Origin of the sequence: Nocardia suismassiliense (assembly GCF_900269665.1) — a bacterium.
Taxonomy (GTDB): domain Bacteria; phylum Actinomycetota; class Actinomycetes; order Mycobacteriales; family Mycobacteriaceae; genus Nocardia; species Nocardia suismassiliense.
Window position 1 is genome coordinate 1,891,459 of record NZ_LT985361.1, and the last position, 19,587, is coordinate 1,911,045.

Sequence of the window (19,587 nt, forward strand, 5' to 3'; positions counted from 1 at the left end):
CCGCGGGGGGGCGGGGGGGGGGGGGGGAGGCGCCCGGGCCCGGCGCGCGCGGCGCGCCCCCCCCCCGGCAGGCCCCCCCCCCCCCCGCCCCGGCGGGGGGGGGCGCGCGGCGGCGAGCGGCCGGGGCCCCCCCCACGGCGGGGCCCCCCGCCCCGCGCGGGGGGCGGCAACCAGCCCCCCCGGGGCCGCCGCCGCGGCCCCCCCCCGCGCCCCGGCCCCGGCGGGGGGGAGCCGCTCGACCTCCGCCACATCGGTCGCCGCCGGCGGCACGCGCAGCGCGTAACCGTCCCCGATGGTTACCAGCACCGTCGACGGGCTGCGGGCTGTCCGCTCGGGTTCCAACGTCCGGCGCAACTGCGCGACGTGGGTGCGCAGCGCGGCGATCGCGCGCGGCACCGGTCGCTCACCCCAGATGCCCTCCACCAATTCGGCGGCCGTCACCGCGCTACCGGCCCGCAGCAGCAGGGCCGCCAGCACGGCGCGACGCTGGGGCGGGCCCAGCGGCAGCGGCGTCTCCCCGCGCCACGCCCTGACCTCGCCTAATACCTGGAACTGCAACAATCGACCTCCCGAACGCTGGGAGTGTAGCGCCGTGATCACGTGCGGTGGCGCGCACCGTCGCGGCGCACTGCGGTCGGTGTAGTGCCCCACCAGCGTCGGCAGCAGCGGGTGAAGGTCGACTGTTCGGACAGTCCGAGGACGGAGGCGACCTGGCTCATCGGCATGTCGGTGGTGGTGAGGTAGCGCAAGGCTTCGTCGCGGCGCACGTCGTCGAGGATGGCGGCGAACGAGGTGCCCTCCGCGGCGAGCCTGCGCTGCAGGGTGCGCGGGTGCACGGTCAATAACCGTGCGACGGCCCCGATCTCGGGCGCGAGGGTGCCGAGCAGCTGCTGCACGGTGGCGCGCACCTTGGGCACGATCGAGGCGTCGATGCCGCCCGCCTGCTCGGCCAGGAACGCCATCGCCAAGCGGTGCAGGTTATGGTCGCCGCCGCTCAGCGGCAGGTTCGGCAGATTTCGCGGCACGCGCAGCGCGGCGTACGGGCGGTTCGTCCGCACCGGTGCGTCGAAGAATTCTTCGTAGCGGGCGATCGGCACCGTCGGACGGTAGGGCAACTCGACGGACAGCAACCCGTAGTTTTCTTCGGCCAGCCGCTGAATGGTGTGGTGTACGAAGGCAAGTCCGAGATCGGTCGCCTGGATGGGTGAGGGCAACCCCGGCTCGACGCCGTACCGCAGCGCGATCACGCCGCGATCCCCGTACGGGTCCGGCTCCGTGGTCAGGGTGAGCGAGCGGGCGTGCAGGAACAGGTAGCGCGCCGAGCATTCCAGCACGTGGGTCAGCGACGGCGAGTTCCGGATGGCCAGGGCCAGCGGGCCGAGCATGTCGAGGTCTTGCCTGCGCGAGATGCGCAAGCCGAGGTCGGGGCAGTCCAGGCGCTGCGCGGCCAGGTCCAGCACCGCGGCCAGCGCTTGGTCGGGGATGAGGAGGTCGTCGGTGTCGAGCGCGGCGATGGGCAGCCCGCAGGCGGTGGCGAACTGCTCGGCATCGCCGCCCAGTTCGGCCACGGTCGCGCGGAAGCCGCGCAGGCCGGCCGACCGGATCACCGTCATGTCGCTCAGAATCAAATAGTTGTCGCGCGAAGTCAAGAATGCGGGTCTATGCGGTCTCACACTGGAGTGATGAACGAGACCGCCGTAGCCCCCGAACACCTCGATGTCGTGATCGTCGGCGCCGGACTGTCCGGCGTCGGCGCCGCCTACCGGTTGCAGACCGAGTGCCCCGGCAAGACCTACGCCATCCTCGAGGCGCGCGACGCGATGGGCGGCACCTGGGATCTGTTCCGTTATCCCGGTATCCGGTCGGACTCCGACATGTTCACCCTCGGCTACCCGTTCAAGCCGTGGCGCGAGGCGAAATCGATCGCCGACGGGCCGTCGATTCTCCGGTACATCAACGAGACCGCCACCGAGTTCGGCATCGACCGGCACATCCGTTACCAGACCAAGGTGGTCGCCGCCGACTGGTCGAGCGAAAACGCCCGCTGGACACTGACTTTGGCAGAGCGTGACGATACAGGCGCGGTATCGCAGCGCGAGCTGACGTGCAGTTTCCTGTACGCGTGCGCGGGCTACTACAACTATGACCGTGGCTACACGCCCGAATTCCCCGGCCGCGCATCGTTTTCCGGTCAAGTGGTGCATCCGCAGTTCTGGCCCGAAGACCTCGATTACACCGGAAAGCGCGTTGTCGTGATCGGCAGCGGCGCCACCGCGGTCACCCTGGTGCCCTCGATGGCCGGGCAGGCCGAGCGGGTGACCATGTTGCAGCGCAGCCCGACCTGGATCAGCGCGGTCCCCGGCCGCGACAAGCGCGCGGACAAGATTCGTGAGCTGCTGCCGCCGAACCTGGCGCACCGGGTGATTCGCACCAAGAACATCCTGTTCACCATCGGCTTCTACCAGTACTGCCGTCGCCGCCCGGCAGCCGCGCGCAAGCTTCTCACCGCGTTGACCACGCGAATCCTGAAGGACAAGAGCCTGGTAGCCGAGCACTTCACGCCCACCTACAACCCGTGGGACCAGCGCCTGTGCGCCGTCCCCGACGCCGATTTCTTCAAGGCGATGAAGAAGGGCAAGGCTGAGGTCGTCACCGACCACATCGATACCTTTGTGCCGGAAGGCATTCGGCTGAAGTCCGGCCGAATCCTGGAGGCGGACATCATCGTCACCGCCACCGGCCTGCAGATGCTGCCCTTCGGCGGCATCGTCCCGCGGGTCGACGGCCGGCCGGTCGCCCTCGCCGACCAGTTCATCTGGCAGGGCGCCATGTTGACCGGACTGCCCAACTTCGCCGTCTGCGTCGGCTACACCAACGCCTCGTGGACCTTGCGCGCCGACCTCAGCTCTCGCCTGGTCTGCAAGATCCTCAACCATATGGACCGCCGCGGTTACGCCGCCGTCGTTCCCGAGCCGGACGGCAAACTCAGCGAACAACCGCTGATCGAACTGGCCGCAGGGTATATCCAGCGCTCGATCGATGACTTCCCGCGCCAAGGTGACCGGCACCCGTGGAAAGTCCGCCAAAACTACCTGATCGACTCGGCGACCACCTTGCGCACCGACCTGAACAAAACCCTCACCGCCACTCCTAAATCGGCTGTGCGCGAGCCTGTTCCCGCTGCGGTCCGCTGACGGTCCTACCATGACCGAGTGACGGTGATTCTGGTAACTGGCATGTCCGGAACGGGTAAGTCGACCACGCTGAACCATTTGGCGCACCGTGGATACAGCGTGGTCGATACCGATTACGGCGACTGGATCGAAAACCTTTCACTACCGGACGGCATCGGTGCAGAACCTCATTGGCGCGAAGACCGCATCGATGCCTTGCTGACCCGGCACGAGGACTCCGGCGTCCCGCTTTTCCTCGCAGGCACGGTCATCAACCAGGAAGTCTTCTACCCCCGCTTCGCCGAAATAGTCCTGCTCACCGCCCCCTTACCGGTAATCCTCACCCGCATAACCACCCGCACCACCAACCCCTTCGGCAAAACCCCCGAAGAGCGCGCACAAATCGAGTCGGATACCGCCGAGATAGAACCCCTGCTCCGCGCCGGGGCCACCATAGAAATCGACACCCGAAGGTCGATAACCCAAGTGGTAGACCAACTCGTAGCGCTCGTCGGCTTCCCGTCTGCACCGGCGAGCTGCTGCGAATAAATCTGGTGCCACGTGTTTTGTATCGATGCCCTCGGGTATCGATCACTCGCCGTGGAATTGACCGCGGTGCACCACTCCCACGAGATCACTGTTGATCGAAAGGAGAGGATTCACATGGCAACACCCAGGAAAATCGGCGTTATTTCGGCCGTCGCGGCCGCGCTTGCCGCGCCGCTGGTTGCCGCACAACCTGCGGTGGCCGACCCGATCGGCGGCTGGTGCCCCGGCGGTGAGATGCGATTCAACACCAACCCGCTCGGGATGAATACCGTGCCGGCTCGGGCGGGCTTCCAGGCCAACCTCGGCGGCTGCACGGGCACGCCCGCAGCCGACGTCGCCTTCCGCAGCGAGTTCAACGGCAACGCGAGCTGCAACGATGCCCTCGGCTTCCTGGAGGGCACCCTCGAATGGGCGAACGGCGAAGTCAGCCGTGTTTCGGGTCAATGGCACGTGCCGGGCGGTAACCCCGCCGCCGCTGTCACGAACACGCTGAACATCGTGGACGGACCGGGAGCCGGCGGCAAGCTGCACGTCGACCAGGCGCCGGTAGACACCCAGCCCCTTGTCAACGCCTGCATGAACGGGACGATGCAAGGTGGCCGGATCCCCATCAACACCCTGCACTTCAACTGAGCCCCCGATAGTTGACCCCGGCGCGAGACCGACCCTGTCGGCTCCGCCGGGGTTGCCGGCCGATCAGGCGACGCCGATCGAGCTGAGGAGCATCGGGAGGGCGTTGCGCATCTGGACCTTCCAGGCATCCCAGTTGTGGCCTTGGGCGGGGACGTAGCGTTCGTCCACCCGGGCGCCCAGTTCTTGGAGGCGGTCGACGAAGCGGTAATTCTGTTCGTAGGCAAGGGATTCGACGGCGTCGCCCTTGCCGTAGGAGACGAACAGCGGGATGGTGGTGAGTTTGGCGGCTTGGCTGTACGGGTTGTTGGCGACCCAGATGTCGCGATGGTCGCGGTAGTCGCCCCAGACTCGTTTCCAGTCGGCGGCACAGCCCTGGCCGGGTTTGTCGGGGTCGCCGGGTGCGCCGGAGGCGTGCAAGGGGTCGACGTTTCCGCTGAAGCTGGCGGCGGAGGAGAACCAGCCCTGGTGGGCGGCGGCGAATTTCATGGCGCCGAGACCACCCATGGAATTGCCCGCGATGGCCCGGGTGGTGTTGGCGTGGTAGGTGGACTCGAGGATGGTGCGCACGTCGTCGAGCAGGTACCGCTCCCACGCGGGCGGACCGCCACGCCCGTCGTTGTACCAGTCGGAATAGGCGCTGCACCAGCTGGTTTCGGGCAGCACGAAGATCGCTTCCTTACCTGCGGTGAGCGCCTCGAGGTTGCCTTTGTCGGTCCAGGATTTGTGGTCGTCGAACCCGCCGTGCAGCACCCAGACGGTCGGCCAGCTGCGCGAGGATTCCTTGGTCCAGCCGGGCGGCAGCAGCAGGCGGACGACCTTTACCGACCAGTCGGGACCTTCGAGATTGGGGGAGGAGATACCGATATCGAGGATGCGGTCGCTGACCCTGGCTTCCCAGCGCACCGTGCCTGCCGCGGCGGAGGCCGGTGCTTCGACGGCGAAAGGTGCAGCGAGGCCGGCGATTACGGTGGCGATTGCCAGAATGATTCTGCTGAGTCGTGGCAACGGATGATCCTTTCCTTCGAGGATCGGCTTCGAGCGCTTCGATCCCCGAAGGGGAATCTAGAGCATCGAGACACTCTACGAATAGTGTTGTTCGCAAATTAGTAGTATCTCACTATCCCCCCACGTTCGGCCGAATGATATTGCTGGTCAGCGCATCTCGGCCGAAGGGCACCCCCACCGCCGCGGCGCTATCACCTCCGGCACAGTGTTCCGCATGCGTATAGCGGTATACCTCGCCCATCCCCGGGCCGACAGTTTCAACAGGGCGCTCTTCGATGCGGTCGTAGACGAGCTGCGGGCCCGGGCGGTCGAGGTGGTGCCGCACGACCTGTATGCGGAAGGCTTCGACCCGATGTCGTCGGCGGCGGAGACCGACACCGTGCACGGCACGCGGTCGGGTGACGAGCTGGTCCGGCAACACCAGAACGAACTGGCGGACCTCGACGCCTTGATCTTCGTGCACCCGAACTGGTGGGGCATGCCGCCGGCAATCCTGACGGGCTGGGTGCAGCGGGTGCTCACCCCTGCCGTGGCTTACAAACTGGACGACGCGTCCGGCCGGCCGGTCGGATTGCTACGACTGCAACGCGCCTTGGTGCTCAACACCTCCGACACCACCATCGAGCGAGAGCGCGACGTCTTCGGCGACCCGCTGCAGCAGGTCTGGGCGGCCTGCGTGCTGCCCTACGTCGGCGTGCACGACGTCCGGCGCACAGTTTTCCGGATGGTCACCGACTCCGTCGACGAGACGCGCGCCGCCTGGCTGCGTGAAGCTCGCGAGCTGGCCGCCGCCCTGGTGGCGGACGCCTAGGACGACCTGCGGTCGGGCAATGGCCCGATCTTGACGTGTCCTGATTGTTATCTCGAACAACAAATTGGTCGCTTGAACAGGTTGTGCTGTGGGTCACAGTCGAATATGTTGCAGCGAACAACATTCGCTCGACCTCGACCGCCCGGGCACTCCGGGGCGGTGGTTCCACGAAAGGCCCCCTCATGCGTAAGGGCATTCTCGGCGTTGCGGCCGTCTCGGTCGCCGCGCTCACTTCCTTGACTTTGACTGCTTGTGGTGACGACTCGACGGGGTCGGGCGGTGGCGGAGCCAAGATCGGGGTGATCCTGCCGGACAGCAAGACCTCGGCCCGGTGGGAGACGGCGGACCGGAAGTACCTGCAGCAGGCCTTCGATGCCGCGGGCGTCAAGGCCGACATCCAGAATGCGCAGGGCGACAAGAACGCCTTCCAGACGATCGCCGATCAGATGATGACCAACGGCGCGTCGGTGTTGCTGATGACGAACCTGGACAGCGGCACCGGCAAGGCGGTCATCCAGAAGGCGAAGGCGCAGGGCGTCACGGTCATCGACTACGACCGGCTCACGCTGGGCGGCGGCGCCCAGTTCTACGTGTCCTTCGACAACGTGAAGGTCGGCAGCCTGCTCGGCGAGGGCGTCGCGAAGTGCCTGACCGACAAGAACGCCGCCAATCCCGTGGTCGCCTACCTGAACGGCGGGCCCACGGACAACAACGCGACCCTGCTGAAGACCGGCTACGACGCGGTGCTGAAGCCGAAGTTCGACGCGGGCCAGTACACGAAGGGCCCGGATCAGGCGGTCCCGGAATGGGATAACACCCAGGCGGGCACCATCTTCGAGCAGATGCTCACCAGCCAGCCGAACATCGGCGGCGTGGTGGCGGCCAACGACGGTCTCGCCAATGCCGCGATCGCCGTGCTGAAGAAGCAGAAGCTCAACGGCCAGGTTCCGGTGAGCGGCCAGGACGCCACGGTCCAGGGCTTGCAGAACGTGCTCAAGGGCGACCAGTGCATGACCGTGTACAAGGCGATCAAGAAAGAAGCCGAGGCGGCGGCGGAGCTGGCCATCGCGCTGACCAAGGGTCAGCCGGGTCAGGCGAACGGCAAAGTGCAGGACCCGGAGGCCAAGACCGACGTGCCCTCGGTGCTGCTGGAGCCCAAGCCGATCTACGCGCAGCAGGTGAAAGACGTTGTCGCGGACGGCTATGTGACCAAGGCCGAGCTGTGCACCGGCGAGATCGCGAAACTCTGCGCGGACAACGGCATCTGATCGCACCAGCCCCTTCCGCCTTCTCGATGAGGGGACGGCGGAGGGGGCGCCTTCTAGGAGCAGCACCATGACAGACACGCCCGTAGTCGAATTACGCGGCCTGGAAAAGAGTTTCGGGCCGGTCCATGTCTTGCACAACGTCGCTTTCGCCGCCTACCCGGGTGAGGTGACGGCACTGGTCGGTGACAACGGGGCCGGAAAGTCCACGCTCGTCAAGTGCATCGGCGGCACCCACCCGATCGATGCGGGCGAATTCCTGTTCGAGGGCAAGCCCGTTCAGGTGCACAGCCCGCGTGACGCGGCCGCGCTCGGCATCGAGATCGTGTACCAGGACCTGGCGCTCTGCGACAACCTCGACATCGTCCAGAACATGTTTCTCGGCCGGGAGAAGAAGACCGGAATCGTGCTCGACGAGTATGCGATGGAGGAGCTGGCCGGAAAAACCCTGGCGAGCTTGTCCGTTCGCACGGTCAAGAGCGTCCGGCAGCAGGTGTCGAGCCTGTCCGGCGGCCAGCGGCAGACGGTGGCGATCGCCAAGGCCGTGCTGTGGAACAGCAAGGTGGTGATCCTGGACGAACCGACCGCCGCGCTCGGCGTCGCGCAGACCCAGCAGGTGCTCGAGCTGGTGCGCAGGCTGGCCGACCGCGGGCTCGCGGTGGTACTGATCTCGCACAACATGAACGACGTATTCGCGGTCTCGGATCGCATCGCGGCGCTGTACCTCGGCCGGATGGCCGCCCAGGTCCGCACCTCCGACGTGACCCACGGGCAGGTCGTCGAACTGATTACGGCAGGCCGCAGCGGCGCACTGGGCCTGGACGCGAATGGAGCAAAGGGATGAGCGCCATCTTGACTGAAAAACCAGCTACCGCACCAGTTTCCGACTTGGTGAACACTTACGTCGGACGGGTGCGCAGTGGTGACATGGGCGCGCTGCCTTCCGTGCTCGCGCTGATCATCCTGTCCTGCGTCTTCTGGGCCGCGCGCCCGGTCTTCATGTCCGAGGCCAACTTCGCGAACCTGTTCACCCAGGGCGCGGCGATCGCGGTGATCGCGATGGGCCTGATCTTCGTGCTGCTGCTCGGCGAGATCGACCTGTCGGCCGGTTTCACCAGCGGCGTCTGCGCGGCGGTGCTCGCGGTGTTGCTCACCGACCGCGGCTGGCCCTGGTACGCGGCGGTCGTGGTCTCGCTGCTCACCGGGGTGCTGATCGGGTTGACGATCGGCACCATCGTGGTGAAGATCGGCATCCCGTCGTTCGTGGTGACGCTCGCGGCTTTCCTTGCGCTGCAAGGTGTCGCGCTGAAGATCATGGACAACGGCCGCAACATCTCCATCCGCGACGACACCATCCTCGCCGTCGCGAACAAGAACGTCCCGCCGTTGCTCGGCTGGCTGCTGTACGCCGTGCTGGTCGCGGGGTTCGCGTTCGTGCAATACCGAAAGCTGCGCGCCCGCACCAAACTCGGCCTCACCGGGGAGACCGCTCCGGTGATCGTGGCGCGGATCGTGGCGGTCGCGGTGGTACTCGGCATCGCGGTGCTCGTGCTCAACGGCGAACGCAGCCGCAACCCGGAACTGCACTCGCTCAAGGGCATGCCGATCGTGGTCCCGCTGATCGCGATCCTGTTGCTGGTGTGGACCTTCGTGCTCAATCGCACGTCGTTCGGCAGGCACATCTACGCGGTCGGCGGCAACGCCGAGGCGGCTCGTCGCGCGGGCATCACCGTGGATCGCGTGAAAATCACTGCCTTCGTGCTGTGTTCGACCATGGCGGCGGTCGGCGGCCTGATCGCGGCGTCCCGCGCCAACTCCGTCGACCCCAACACCGGTGGCAGCAGCGTCCTGCTGCTCGCGGTCGGCGCGGCGGTCATCGGCGGCACCAGCCTGTTCGGTGGCCGAGGTCGCATGCTCGACGCGGTGCTCGGCGCCGCCGTGGTCGCGGTGATCGACAACGGCATGGGCCTGATGGGCTACAGCGCGGGTACCAAATTCGTTGTGACAGGATTCGTGCTGCTCTTGGCGGCCGGAGTAGACGCCTTGTCGCGCAAACGAACGCTACTTCGTAGATAACCCATTCCGCGGCGAAGGACGGTGAATGCGCGCAGCCCCATCTCCGGATGAGATCCGCAAGAGCAACTTGGCTGTGTTGCTCCGGCACGTCCATCGCGACGGACCGGTCTCGCGGGCCACGCTCGCGGAGCGAATGGGGCTGAACCGCAGCACCATTCTGGCGCTGACGGCCGACCTCGCCGCGGCCGGGCTGGTGCGCGAGGAACTGCCGGGGCAGACCGGCAAGGCGGGCCGTCCGTCGCTGGTGGTCCGGCCGGAGTCCGAGCGCGTGTACGTCATCGCGCTCGACGTCGGCGCCGACCGGCTCGCCGCTGCCCGAGTCGGTTTGGGCGGCTCGGTCCTCGACCAGGTCGAAACCACCCGCCCGCGTGGCACTTTCGATCCGGAGGACGTGATCGCCACGCTGGCAGGCATGGCCCGCGACATGATCGGCAAGGCCGCTCGCGACGCCGTGTGTGTCGGTGTGGGCGTGGCCTTTTGCGGGATGGTGCGCGAGGAGGACGGCGTCGTCCGGTACGGGCCGAATATCGGCTGGGTCGATGTGCCGTTCGGCGCGAACCTGACTCGGGAACTCGACCTCGGGCTGCGGGTCGTCGTCGGCAACAACGCCAACCTCGGTGCGCTGGCCGAGCGGGAGCGTGGCGTCGCCGCGGGCCTGTCGGACCTGATCTATCTGCACGGTGACGTCGGCATCGGGGCGGGCATCATCATGGGCGGCCAATTGCTCGGCGGGGAGGGCGGCTACGCGGGCGAGGTCGGCCACATGATCGTCAACCGGAACGGGCGGGCCTGCGCGTGCGGGTCGCACGGCTGTCTCGAGGTCGAGGCGGGCGAGCTCGGCCTGATCGCCGCCGCAGGCCGCGCCGACCCGGCGGGCCGGGCCGCGGTCGAGGCCATCGTGGAGGACGCGGCGCGCGGTGACTCGACGGCCAGGGACGCACTGCACCAGGTGGGCGACTGGCTCGGCTACGGCGTGGCCAACCTGGTCAATATCTTCAACCCGTCGATGGTGGTCTTCGGCGGCGTGCTGCGCGAGATCTACCTCGCCTCGGCGGCCCAGGTGCGCAGCCGGGTAGCGGTCGACGCTTTGCTCGCGGTCCGTGAGCGAGTGCGGCTGCGCACCTCCGCGCTCGGCGGCGACGCAACCCTGATCGGCGCCGCGGAGCTGGCCTTCACCGAGGTCCTCACCGACCCGGTGCAGACGCTGGCCAGAATCGGCGCGGCCCGCGCCTGAAACCGGAAGCGGGCCAACCGTCGTCGGCGGCGAGCTTCCCGCTGGTCACCAAACCCGACTACTATGCGCAGACCACCGTTCGGGTGATCAAGCGCACCGTGCCCGAGTGGGTCGGCCGATCCGATGGCGGTGTTCGAGCGTGAGCAATAAAGGGGTTTTCGATGGATAGGCCGGCGTGGGCGCCCGAAGGCGTGGATATGCAGCAGGCAAGCCCAGCACGGATGTATGACGCACTGCTGGGTGGTTCGCACAATTTCGAGATCGACCGCAAGGCCGCCGAGATGGGCAAGTCGCTGGTGCCGGACCTGCCCAGGTTGGCGCTGAGCAACCGGGCGTTCCTGCGCCGCGCGGTGCGGTTCCTGGCCGATTCCGGGATCCGCCAATTCCTCGATATCGGGTCGGGAATCCCGACAGCCGGAAATGTGCACGAGGTGGTGCACGCCATCGATCCCGATATCCGGGTGCTCTACGCGGATATCGATCCGGTGGCCGTCGCCCATGCGCGCGCGATTCTGCGCGGCAACAGCCGGGCCGGTGCCATCGAGGCCGACCTGCGCAAGCCGGCCGAGCTGCTCGACAAGGCGGCCGAGACCGGCCTGATCGACTTCGACCAACCGGTCGGCCTGCTGCTGGTCGCGGTGCTGCACCTGCTCGCGGACAGCGACGAGCCCATCGCCAAGGTGGCCGAGCTGCGCGCCGCCGTCCAGCCGGGCAGCTACGTCGCCATCTCGCATCTCACCTCCGAAATGCGGCCCGAGGACGCGGGCAAGCTGGGCGCCAATGCCTCCGATAAGAATCGAATTGGTATCCATTTCCGTAATCGTGAGGGAATCGTCGCTATGTTCGAAGGATGGGACCTGATCGAGCCCGGCGTGGTCGAGTTGCCGGTCTGGCGCCCGGAGTCCGAGCGAGATCTGCACGAGGCACCGGGCCGTTCGCTCGGTCTGGCCGGCGTCGGCCGAAAGGCCTGAAGCGCGAAGACGAACCAGCAGGGGGTCCCTGAGTGGGGTCGCATGAGCTAGCGATGCGGTGGGCCGAGGCGCTGGACGGCGCGGTGGCCCCCACTCTCACGCGGACCCAGATCGAAGCCATGCTCGCCGGGTTGAGCGAGGCGCTCGAAGCGGTGGTGCTCGGCACCGCCGAACTCACCGTCGCCCGCGATGCCGCCTCCGTGCTGGTCGCGGCGAACTACCGCGACGCGGTGGCGGTCAGTCGTTCGGTGGTGGTCATCTGCCACGACCTGGTGGCCGACATCTGCCCGACCACCGCCGGTCCGAACTACGAGCGGATCCGCGACCGGGCGGTGCTCACCGCCGCCGAGTTCGCGGCGGGCTTCACCGCGGCCCTGCGAACGGCGGCGCTCGCCGAACAGGAAGCCACCCTGGTGGCGACCCTGGCGGCGGCGCAGGAGGCCGAGGCCAAACGGCAGCTCTCCGAGGCCAGGTTCGCCGCCGTCTTCGCGGGCGCCTCGGTCGGCATCGGCACCATCGATGTGACCGGCAGGGTGCTCGACGCGAACCTGGCGATGGCCGAAATGCTCGGTCTGCCAGTGGAACTCATGCCCGGCCGGGCGGTGGACGAGCTGCTCGGCCCGGCGAACATCGGCTACGCCTTCGCCGAACTGCAACGGCTGCTCAGCGGGGCGTCCGACCGGTTCCGGCTGGAGACCGAGCATCTGCGCCCGGACGGCGCCATCACCACCATCGACCTGTCCATGTCGGCCGTGCGGGACAGCGCCGGGCAGGTGCGGTTCCTGATCGGGGTCGCGGTCGACATCACCGAACGCAAGCAGCTGGCCGACCGGCTGTGGCACGACGCCAACCACGACAGCCTCACCGGCCTGCCCAACCGCACCTTGTTCTTCGACCGGCTGGCGAACGCGAGCCCCCCGATCGGCGTGTGCTATCTCGATCTCGACGGGTTCAAGGAGATCAACGACGTGTGGGGACACACGGTGGGGGACAAGGTACTTCGAGTGGTCGGCGAGCGACTACGCGCGGCCGTCGGCCCGGTCGACGGACTCGTCGCCAGGCTCGGCGGCGACGAATTCATCGTGCTGATCGAAAAGTGTACGGGCGCGGACAAATTGACCGAGGTATCCGGCTGGTTGTCGCAGGCACTGGTCGAGCCGATGGAGGTGGAGGGCCATCTGGTGACCGTCGCCGCCAGCATCGGCACCGTCTTCCTCGACGACGTACCCACCGCCCCGGACCAGCTCATGCACGCGGCCGACACCGCGATGTACCGCAACAAGGCCGCGCAGACCATGCGCGAGTCGCGGTTCCGGCAGCGGAAGTAGACGGCCCGCCCGAGCAGCTGCGTCTCGCGCCGACGGCCCGCTCGATGCTGCGCTGACCAGCCGGCCTCGTCGTCCTGCCCAGTGCGATTGTGCAATAACGAAGGAACTGCCGGACCCACCACGGTGCGGGTTTCGGTTCTGTTAGAACCGAAATGACTGAGACAGTGCCGCGAACGCACTGTCGACCCGGAGTAGTCGTGCCGAGAGTGGTTGGTCGGATGAAAATCTCGTCGATATCGATGATCGGTGTCGTATTCCTCGGCACGCTGTGCGCAATGCCGGATCGCGCGGCGGCGCAGACCGGCTCGGCGGGGTCGTCGCCCGAGGTGTTCACCGTGACGACCACCGCCGACGGTGCGGCGGCGAATCCGTTCGAGGGGCGGTGCCGCACCGACGCGGGGGAGTGCACGCTGCGCGCCGCCGTGCAGGCCGCGAATGTCCGGCCGGGCAGCATCATTCGGGTGCCCGAGGGGCGGTATGTGCTGACCATCCCGCCGAATTTCTGGAATACCAACGGCCCCTTCATCGATCCGGCCACCGGCGACCTCGACGTCACCGCCGACACCACCATCGAGGGCGCGGGCCAGGACCGCACCGTCATCGATGCCGGTCATCGCGATCGCGTCATGCTGACCACCGCGCGCGTCGCCCTCTCCGGTCTGACCATCACCGGCGGTAATGCCGCCGAACACGAGATTCCGCTGTTCGAGACCGGCGGCGGCGGAATCGCGAACTCCGGCAAGCTGATTCTCGATCACGTGACGGTGACCGGGAACGCCGCCGATTACGGCGGCGGCATCTTCAACATTCCCGTCGCCGACATGAAGGTCACCGACAGCATCATCACCGCCAATGCGGCGGGCGAGGCGGGCGGTGTGCGCTGCGACAACACCTGCACCTTCACCCGCACCGAGATCAGCGACAATCATGTCGTCAACCCGCGCACCAAGTGGTACCGGTTCGGCGGATTCGCGGGCCGCGGTGGCGGACTCGACATTCGGGGCGTCGGCGAGGTGCTGCTCATCGACTCCTTTGTCCTGCGCAACAGCGCCGACGAGGGCGGCGGCGGCATCAATATCGCCCCCGCCTACCTGGACAGCCTGCCGTACCAGTTCACCGATGTGGTCAATCCCGGTATGGGCAAGCTGATCCTGCGCGGCTCGACCATCGCGCAGAACACCGCGGGACTCGGCGAGCAGAACTGCAAGAAGGTGTTCGCCGTCATCCTGTCCATCGGCGCCAACCGCAGCGACGACCACTCCTGTGACCTGACCGCCACCGGCGACGAGGTGCGCCCGGACGCGGGCGTGCGCTGAAACCCGCACAACGAGAAGGGAATCCGCCATGGGTTCGTTCAATGCAGGCGACTGGATGACGATACTCGGTCAGGCCTTCGCCTGGGTGATGTCGATGCTCGTATCCGGCGCCACCGCAGGCTCCTCCTGAGGATGCGCTATCGCGGCCGGCAGGCAAATTCTAAGCGGCGCCGACTTCGCTGACCGCGTCCAGATGCGCGGCGAGCAACCGCACCCGCCGCTTCTGCTGCGCGGTCGTCTCCACCGGATGGTGGATCTCGATGCTCAGCTGGTCATCGAACGTGCTGATGATGATGGTGCCGCTGGGTTGCTGTAGTCGATGCCCGGCCTTGTCCGGCTTCGCGATCATGACCGTGCGGAAGTCGTCGATCCGCAACCCCTCGGGCAACTGCGGCCGGTCGATGCGCCCCCAGTTGGTGGCGAGCACGATGCCGGGCGCGCGCGGCGGTGGGCTGGCGGCGATATCGGGGATGTGCAGCGGTGTCTGCTGCACGACGCCGGTCGCCAGCCCGCTGCGCAGGCCGTCGCTGATGGCGCGGCCCAGTTCGACCAGGGTCGTCCCGGCGCCGACGCTGGGCACGAAGTCGGCGAAGCCGAGAACGTTCGTTCCTTCGGTGTAGCCGATCGTGGGCGTCACCCGGTTGCGCAGGTCCACGGAGTAGGTGTAGCTGAGCTCGGTCAGCGGCAGCTCGCGCAGTTCGGCCTCGGTGAGCAGGATTGCGGCCGAGGCCAGTCCGTTGATCGTCGTCCCCTCGCGGTGCGCGAGGTCGGCGAGCGCGGCGGTCTCCTGCTTGGTCAGGCGGCAGCGTGCCGTCAGTGGCAGCAGATAGGCATCGTCCTCCGCGACGGGCGGCACGACGCGGGGTGCTTGGGCGACCACCAACGGTCGCGCCGACACCGGGAGTCCGGACATCTTCTCGACGCATCGGGCGAGCAGCAGGTCCTCCACGGCGTCCGGAAACCGGTGCGGCTCCAGCGTGGGCGTGCGCCCATGGCTGACTTCGGTGTAGCAGGCCCATAACTCGGCGAGCACGGCCAGCGAGTGACAGGCGTCCGCGATGCTGTGGTGGGTCACCAGCGTGACTCCGGTGCTGTCGCCGTCCCGGACCACGCAGAGTGCGGCCAGCGACGTGCGCTGGTCCAGCCGCGCGCCGCTGAGCAATAGTTCGGGGTTCCCGTCGACAACGGTGAATTCCGGTGCGCTGCGGGGTGATTCGACGATGACGTGCCCGCGCCCGTTGGCCTCGAGGTGGGCGCCGAACGCCGGGTAGGCGTGCACCACCGCCTCGTAGGCGGCCGAGAGCGCGGCTAAATTCAACCGACCGGACAGTCGCATCGAGTAGCCGACGAGGACCTCACTACCGGCGAAGATCTCTTCGCTCGGTGCCAACGGCCGGATGACGGTAGCCGTGGTCATGTCGAAATACCCTCCACATGAGACTGCCCATCGAGGCTAGCTCGAATGCCGGGAACTGCACGGTCTTTCGGGGTCATCACCTCTATGTGGTGTATCGCGCATACCGAACGAGCTGTTTCCCGTCGTTGCCACAACGAGACCATGCTCGGCGATCAGCCATTCCCCGCAGAGGCAGCGCAGGTAGCGGACGTATCCGTGTGCGGACACCAGCATCGGTGTCGGCCAGGAACAGGAGGGGCAGGTCAGGTCCATATGCCCAGCCTGGTGTAATGACTCAGTGCACTTCAACCCTTACGGTGGCGCGGCCGCCGAACTCGCCGCCCGGCTGGTCAACGCCGGCCGTAACCAGGATCTGCGGGAACTACTCGCCGGCTCGGGCTACAAACCGCTCGGCACGGTCACGGCCGCGCAGACCGCCGAACTGCGCCGGTGGACCGCGGAACTCGCCGCGGTATTCGACGATCCCACCGTGCACCGCCTCAACGCGTTGCTCGCTAAAACGACCAGTCAGCCTTATATCTCGACGCACGACAGCCGGCCGCCACACCTGCACTTCGCGCAGGAGACCGCGCCCGTCGACGAACGCGTCAAGGCGTACACCGCCGTCGGCCTCGCCGCACTGTTCTGCGCCGACCCGAATCGCATCGGCCGCTGCGCCCGCGCCGGCTGCGCCGAGGTCTTCGTCGACACCTCGCGCAACGGCCGCCGGCGTTTCTGCTCGACGCGCTGCTCGAACCGGGTGCACGTGGCCGAGCATCGCTCGCGGCAATCGGCCTGAGCGCTCAGTACGCCTGCTTCGCCGCCACGACGCGCCCGGATTCGATGGCGTTGCGCAACGCTCGGTGGTCGTGCCGGGTCTGGTCGGCATAAGCGACGGCGAAGTCGATCATGGCGCGGTCGAAGGTGTCGCTCGACCCGAGGTAGGCGGCGATGGCGACGCGGTCGCCGGAACGAGCGTGCGCGCGGGCGAGGGTGCGCCCGCACAGTGCCGCGTAGTCGCGCAGATAGGAGCGTGACATCTCCTCGATGTCGGCCGAACCCTTCATGTCGCGCAGTTGGCGCCAGTAGTAGTGCCGCCCGTCCGGGCCGGTCGCCCAGCCGAGAAAGATGTCGCTGGCGGCTTGGGTGAGCCGCTGCCCGTGCACCACCCGGTGGCCCTGATTGCGGAACCTGCTCGCCGCGGTGTGCGGCGCGAGAACCGACTGTTCGGCCTCCTTCACCTGCAGGAACAGCGGGCTCTTGGTCGTTCGCCCGGCCAGCAGGGCGACGAAGCAGCGGGTGCCGACACTGCCCACACCGACCACCTTGACCGCCAGGTCCAGCATCTCGTGCCGGTCGAGCAGCACCCGGCGCTCCTCGGCCACGCTGCGGCGGTAGTCGGCGAACACCCGCTGGATCATCTCGGCGTCGAACTGCCCGATCGGGATCAGCAGGGGCGGGCGGTGCCGGATGCGCGGGACCCCGTCGGCGTCCGGCTCGGTCAGCTTCGTCAGCGCCTGCAGATTGGTTCGCGTCCGCGCCTCGGCGAGCGCTTGCTCGACACCCTTGCGGCGCTTGGGTTTCCGAGCCAGCGCCGTCAATTGGTCGGCGTCGATCATTTCGTACCAGACGGCGAGTTCGCCGAGCTCGGCCAGCCGGATCATCGCCGCCCGATAGGCGCGGGCCGCGGCGCCGACCGCGGTTTCGGCGTCGGTATCGGCGAACCCGTTGGCCCGTGCGGCCACCGCGACGCTGGCCGCCAGCCGTTTGACGTCCCATTCGAAGGGGCCGGGCAAGGTCTCGTCGAAGTCGTTGAGGTCGAAGACCAGCGCGCGTTCCGGTGAGGCGAACAGGCCGAAGTTGCACAGGTGCGCGTCACCGCACAATTGAACGGTCAGCCCAGTGTCGGTCGAGGCGGCCAGATCGGCGGCCATGATCGCGGGCGCGCCCCGCAGGAACGGGAACTGCCCGGCCGCCATCCTGGCGTATCGGATGGGTACCAGCTCGGGTACCCGGGTTTCGGCTTGGCGTTCGAGCACACTGATCGGGTCCGCCCGATCGGCAGGCGGCTCCCACACCCCCAGCGCCCGCCGTCCGGCCCGCTTGCGCGCCCGCCGCCCCAGTTCGGCCGCGCCTGGTTCCACCATCGCCAAGGTTTCCGCCATCGTGCCAGTTTGTCACTCTATGGCAACCAACGAGCAAATACGACGCGGGTGTCCTGGCAAATCTGGAGCGAGTCGGACAGCACGGCCGCAGTCCCGCGTGGTGTGTTCCGGGTGCTGTCCACTAGCGGATCTGCGGCGCGGCAAGCGGGTTCGATGATCGGCACCGAGCGGTTGCGCATCGGCGGACGGTGATCAACAGTGGTGTGCAATGGCGGTGGAGCGACGGGAGGCCGGCATGGACCACACGGACGTGGTTGTCGTCGGTGCCGGATATGCGGGATTGGCCGCGGCGCGGGCAGTACGGGCGGGTGGCCGCGCGGTGGTGGTGCTGGAGGCCGCCGGACGTGCCGGTGGCCGGGCATTGACCGACCGGATCGCGGACGAGTGGGCGGTGGACCTCGGCGCCCAATGGATCTCCGGTGCCCACACCAGGTTCGCCGCGCTGGCGCAGGAGTACGGCGCAGACACCTACCCGGCACCGTGCGACGGCGCGAATCTGCTGGTCGAGGGCGCCGTCCGGCAACCCTTCCGCGGGGCCCGGCCGCCGCTGCCACCGCTCGTGCTGGTCGTGCTCGCGCAGGCCATGTGGCGGATCGAGCGGCTCGCGGCGCGCATCGACCTCGCCCGCCCGTGGACCACCCCCGGCGCCGACCGGCTCGACGCGATGACCGCGGCGACCTGGTTGCGCCGCAACCTTCCCGAGCGCCGGGCCAGGCATATCGCCGAGGTGATGGTCGGCGAGGAACTGTGCGTCGATGTCGGCAGCGTCTCGATGCTCGCCCTGCTGACCACCATCCGCGCCGCGGGTGGCGTCGAGGCGGGCGTGACAGCCGAGACGGTCACCCGCTTGTTCGTCGACGGTGCCGACGGCCCGGCCCGCGCGATCGCCGCCGAGTTGGGCTCCGCGCTGCGGCTGAACGCCCCGGTCACCTCGATTCGGCAAGTGCCGGAGGGCCTTTCGGTGCGCGGCGAGTTCGGCGAGGTGCGGGCCGGGCAGGTGATCGTCGCGCTGCCGCCCGCGCTGGCCGGGCGGATCAGCTACGACCCGCCGCTGCCGGCCGCCCGCGACCACCTGACCCAGCGGATGCCGATGGGGTCGGTGCTGAAGGCGTTCGCCGTCTACGAGCGGCCGTTCTGGCGCGACGATCGACTCACCGGCCAGGCGTTGAATCTGCACGACCCGGTCCCGATCACCTTCGACGCCACCCGCCCCGGCGGTCCCGGGGTGCTCGGCGCCTTGGTGCCGGGGCGCGCCGCGCACCGGCTGGCCGCGCTCTCTCCCGACGAACGCCGGACCATGATCGTCGGTTCGCTCGTTCGCGCTTTCGGTCGCGCGGCCCGCGATCCGATCGACTGGCGCGAGAAGGTCTGGGCCGACGATCCTTATGCCCGGGGCGGGTACGGGGCGTTCTTCCCGCCCGGTGTGCTGACCAGTATCGGTTCGGCGCTGCGACAGCCGATCGGTGCAATTCATTGGGCGGGGAGCGAAACGGCGACGGAATGGGCGGGCTATATCGAGGGCGCCATCCGGTCCGGTGAAAGCGCGGCGGCCGAGGTGCTCGCGACCGAAGGTGTCGCCGCTGTGCGCGAATAGCCGTATCAATTCCCATGTCAGCTCGCGGATTCCAGCCGTTCGCGGCGACTGGTCATCTGTCCAGTTCCGAG

General features: G+C 67.9%; 18 protein-coding genes. 13 read left to right on the top strand and 5 right to left on the bottom strand.

The annotated features are described in order from the left end of the window. Both DBO33_RS08500 and DBO33_RS08505 read right to left on the bottom strand, forming a co-directional pair. Positions 1-651 (bottom strand): AfsR/SARP family transcriptional regulator (locus DBO33_RS08500; RefSeq protein ID WP_325050795.1); only part of this gene is annotated, 651 nt, incomplete at its 3' end. Continuing rightward, positions 597-1,649, bottom strand: coding sequence for an AraC family transcriptional regulator (locus DBO33_RS08505; RefSeq protein ID WP_234390736.1), 1,053 nt, complete (start codon positions 1,647-1,649; stop codon positions 597-599). The genes DBO33_RS08500 and DBO33_RS08505, both read right to left, overlap by 55 nt. A 33-nt stretch (positions 1,650-1,682) precedes the next feature. Between DBO33_RS08505 and DBO33_RS08510 the strand changes: the two genes are divergently transcribed. Genes DBO33_RS08510 through DBO33_RS08520 form a run of 3 tightly spaced genes read left to right on the top strand, consistent with a single transcriptional unit; the run spans position 1,683 to position 4,355 of the window. Next, a complete protein-coding gene (locus DBO33_RS08510) occupies positions 1,683-3,194 on the top strand; it encodes a flavin-containing monooxygenase (RefSeq protein ID WP_107654538.1) in 1,512 nt (503 codons plus the stop codon). A 27-nt stretch (positions 3,195-3,221) separates the two neighbouring features. Then, on the top strand, positions 3,222-3,722 hold the full coding sequence (locus DBO33_RS08515) for an AAA family ATPase (RefSeq protein WP_407670605.1): 501 nt from the start codon (positions 3,222-3,224) through the stop codon (positions 3,720-3,722). A 51-nt stretch (positions 3,723-3,773) separates the two neighbouring features. Continuing rightward, positions 3,774-4,355 carry a hypothetical protein gene (locus DBO33_RS08520; protein WP_107654540.1) on the top strand — a complete coding sequence of 194 codons (582 nt, stop codon included), beginning with the start codon at positions 3,774-3,776 and terminating at the stop codon, positions 4,353-4,355. 63 nt (positions 4,356-4,418) lie between these two features. Here DBO33_RS08520 and DBO33_RS08525 read toward each other — a convergent pair whose 3' ends face one another. Then, entirely contained in the window at positions 4,419-5,360 is a 942-nt protein-coding gene (locus DBO33_RS08525) for an alpha/beta hydrolase (RefSeq protein WP_234390737.1), read from the bottom strand. Positions 5,361-5,574: 214 nt separating this feature from the next. Between DBO33_RS08525 and DBO33_RS08530 the strand changes: the two genes are divergently transcribed. The 8 genes from DBO33_RS08530 (at position 5,575) to DBO33_RS08565 (ending at position 14,361) form a co-directional block, all read left to right on the top strand. Next, on the top strand, positions 5,575-6,171 hold the full coding sequence (locus tag DBO33_RS08530; RefSeq protein ID WP_107654541.1) for an NAD(P)H-dependent oxidoreductase: 597 nt from the start codon (positions 5,575-5,577) through the stop codon (positions 6,169-6,171). 182 nt (positions 6,172-6,353) lie between these two features. After that, entirely contained in the window at positions 6,354-7,439 is a 1,086-nt protein-coding gene (locus DBO33_RS08535) for a sugar ABC transporter substrate-binding protein (RefSeq protein ID WP_107660085.1), read from the top strand. A gap of 67 nt (positions 7,440-7,506) precedes the next feature. Continuing rightward, positions 7,507-8,280, top strand: a complete 774-nt coding sequence (locus tag DBO33_RS08540; protein WP_107654542.1) for an ATP-binding cassette domain-containing protein — start codon at positions 7,507-7,509, stop codon at positions 8,278-8,280. 47 nt (positions 8,281-8,327) lie between these two features. Then, positions 8,328-9,512, top strand: coding sequence for a sugar ABC transporter permease (locus DBO33_RS08545; RefSeq protein ID WP_234390738.1), 1,185 nt, complete (start codon positions 8,328-8,330; stop codon positions 9,510-9,512). 25 nt (positions 9,513-9,537) lie between these two features. Further along, positions 9,538-10,746, top strand: coding sequence for an ROK family protein (locus DBO33_RS08550; RefSeq protein ID WP_107654544.1), 1,209 nt, complete (start codon positions 9,538-9,540; stop codon positions 10,744-10,746). Positions 10,747-10,907: 161 nt separating this feature from the next. Next, the gene (locus tag DBO33_RS08555) at positions 10,908-11,717 is read left to right on the top strand and encodes an SAM-dependent methyltransferase (protein WP_107654545.1); all 810 of its coding nucleotides are present in this window, start codon (positions 10,908-10,910) and stop codon (positions 11,715-11,717) included. A gap of 53 nt (positions 11,718-11,770) precedes the next feature. Then, positions 11,771-13,045: a diguanylate cyclase domain-containing protein gene (locus tag DBO33_RS08560; RefSeq protein ID WP_107654546.1), complete on the top strand. Its 1,275-nt coding sequence runs from the start codon at positions 11,771-11,773 to the stop codon at positions 13,043-13,045. Between the two features lie 218 nt (positions 13,046-13,263). After that, on the top strand, positions 13,264-14,361 hold the full coding sequence (locus tag DBO33_RS08565) for a CSLREA domain-containing protein (RefSeq protein ID WP_159080151.1): 1,098 nt from the start codon (positions 13,264-13,266) through the stop codon (positions 14,359-14,361). A 160-nt stretch (positions 14,362-14,521) separates the two neighbouring features. On the opposite strand, the gene DBO33_RS08570 is transcribed toward DBO33_RS08565, so the two are convergent. After that, entirely contained in the window at positions 14,522-15,778 is a 1,257-nt protein-coding gene (locus DBO33_RS08570) for a phthiocerol/phthiodiolone dimycocerosyl transferase family protein (protein WP_107654548.1), read from the bottom strand. Positions 15,779-16,055: 277 nt separating this feature from the next. Here DBO33_RS08570 and DBO33_RS08580 point away from each other — a divergent pair, with 277 nt between their 5' ends. Continuing rightward, complete coding sequence (locus DBO33_RS08580) at positions 16,056-16,556, top strand: CGNR zinc finger domain-containing protein (RefSeq protein ID WP_107654550.1); 501 nt, start codon at positions 16,056-16,058, stop codon at positions 16,554-16,556. A gap of 4 nt (positions 16,557-16,560) precedes the next feature. On the opposite strand, the gene DBO33_RS08585 is transcribed toward DBO33_RS08580, so the two are convergent. After that, positions 16,561-17,922 carry a DUF2252 domain-containing protein gene (locus DBO33_RS08585; RefSeq protein ID WP_107654551.1) on the bottom strand — a complete coding sequence of 454 codons (1,362 nt, stop codon included), beginning with the start codon at positions 17,920-17,922 and terminating at the stop codon, positions 16,561-16,563. Positions 17,923-18,157: 235 nt separating this feature from the next. Between DBO33_RS08585 and DBO33_RS08590 the strand changes: the two genes are divergently transcribed. Next, positions 18,158-19,516 carry a flavin monoamine oxidase family protein gene (locus DBO33_RS08590; RefSeq protein ID WP_159080152.1) on the top strand — a complete coding sequence of 453 codons (1,359 nt, stop codon included), beginning with the start codon at positions 18,158-18,160 and terminating at the stop codon, positions 19,514-19,516. Positions 19,517-19,587 lie beyond the last annotated feature (71 nt).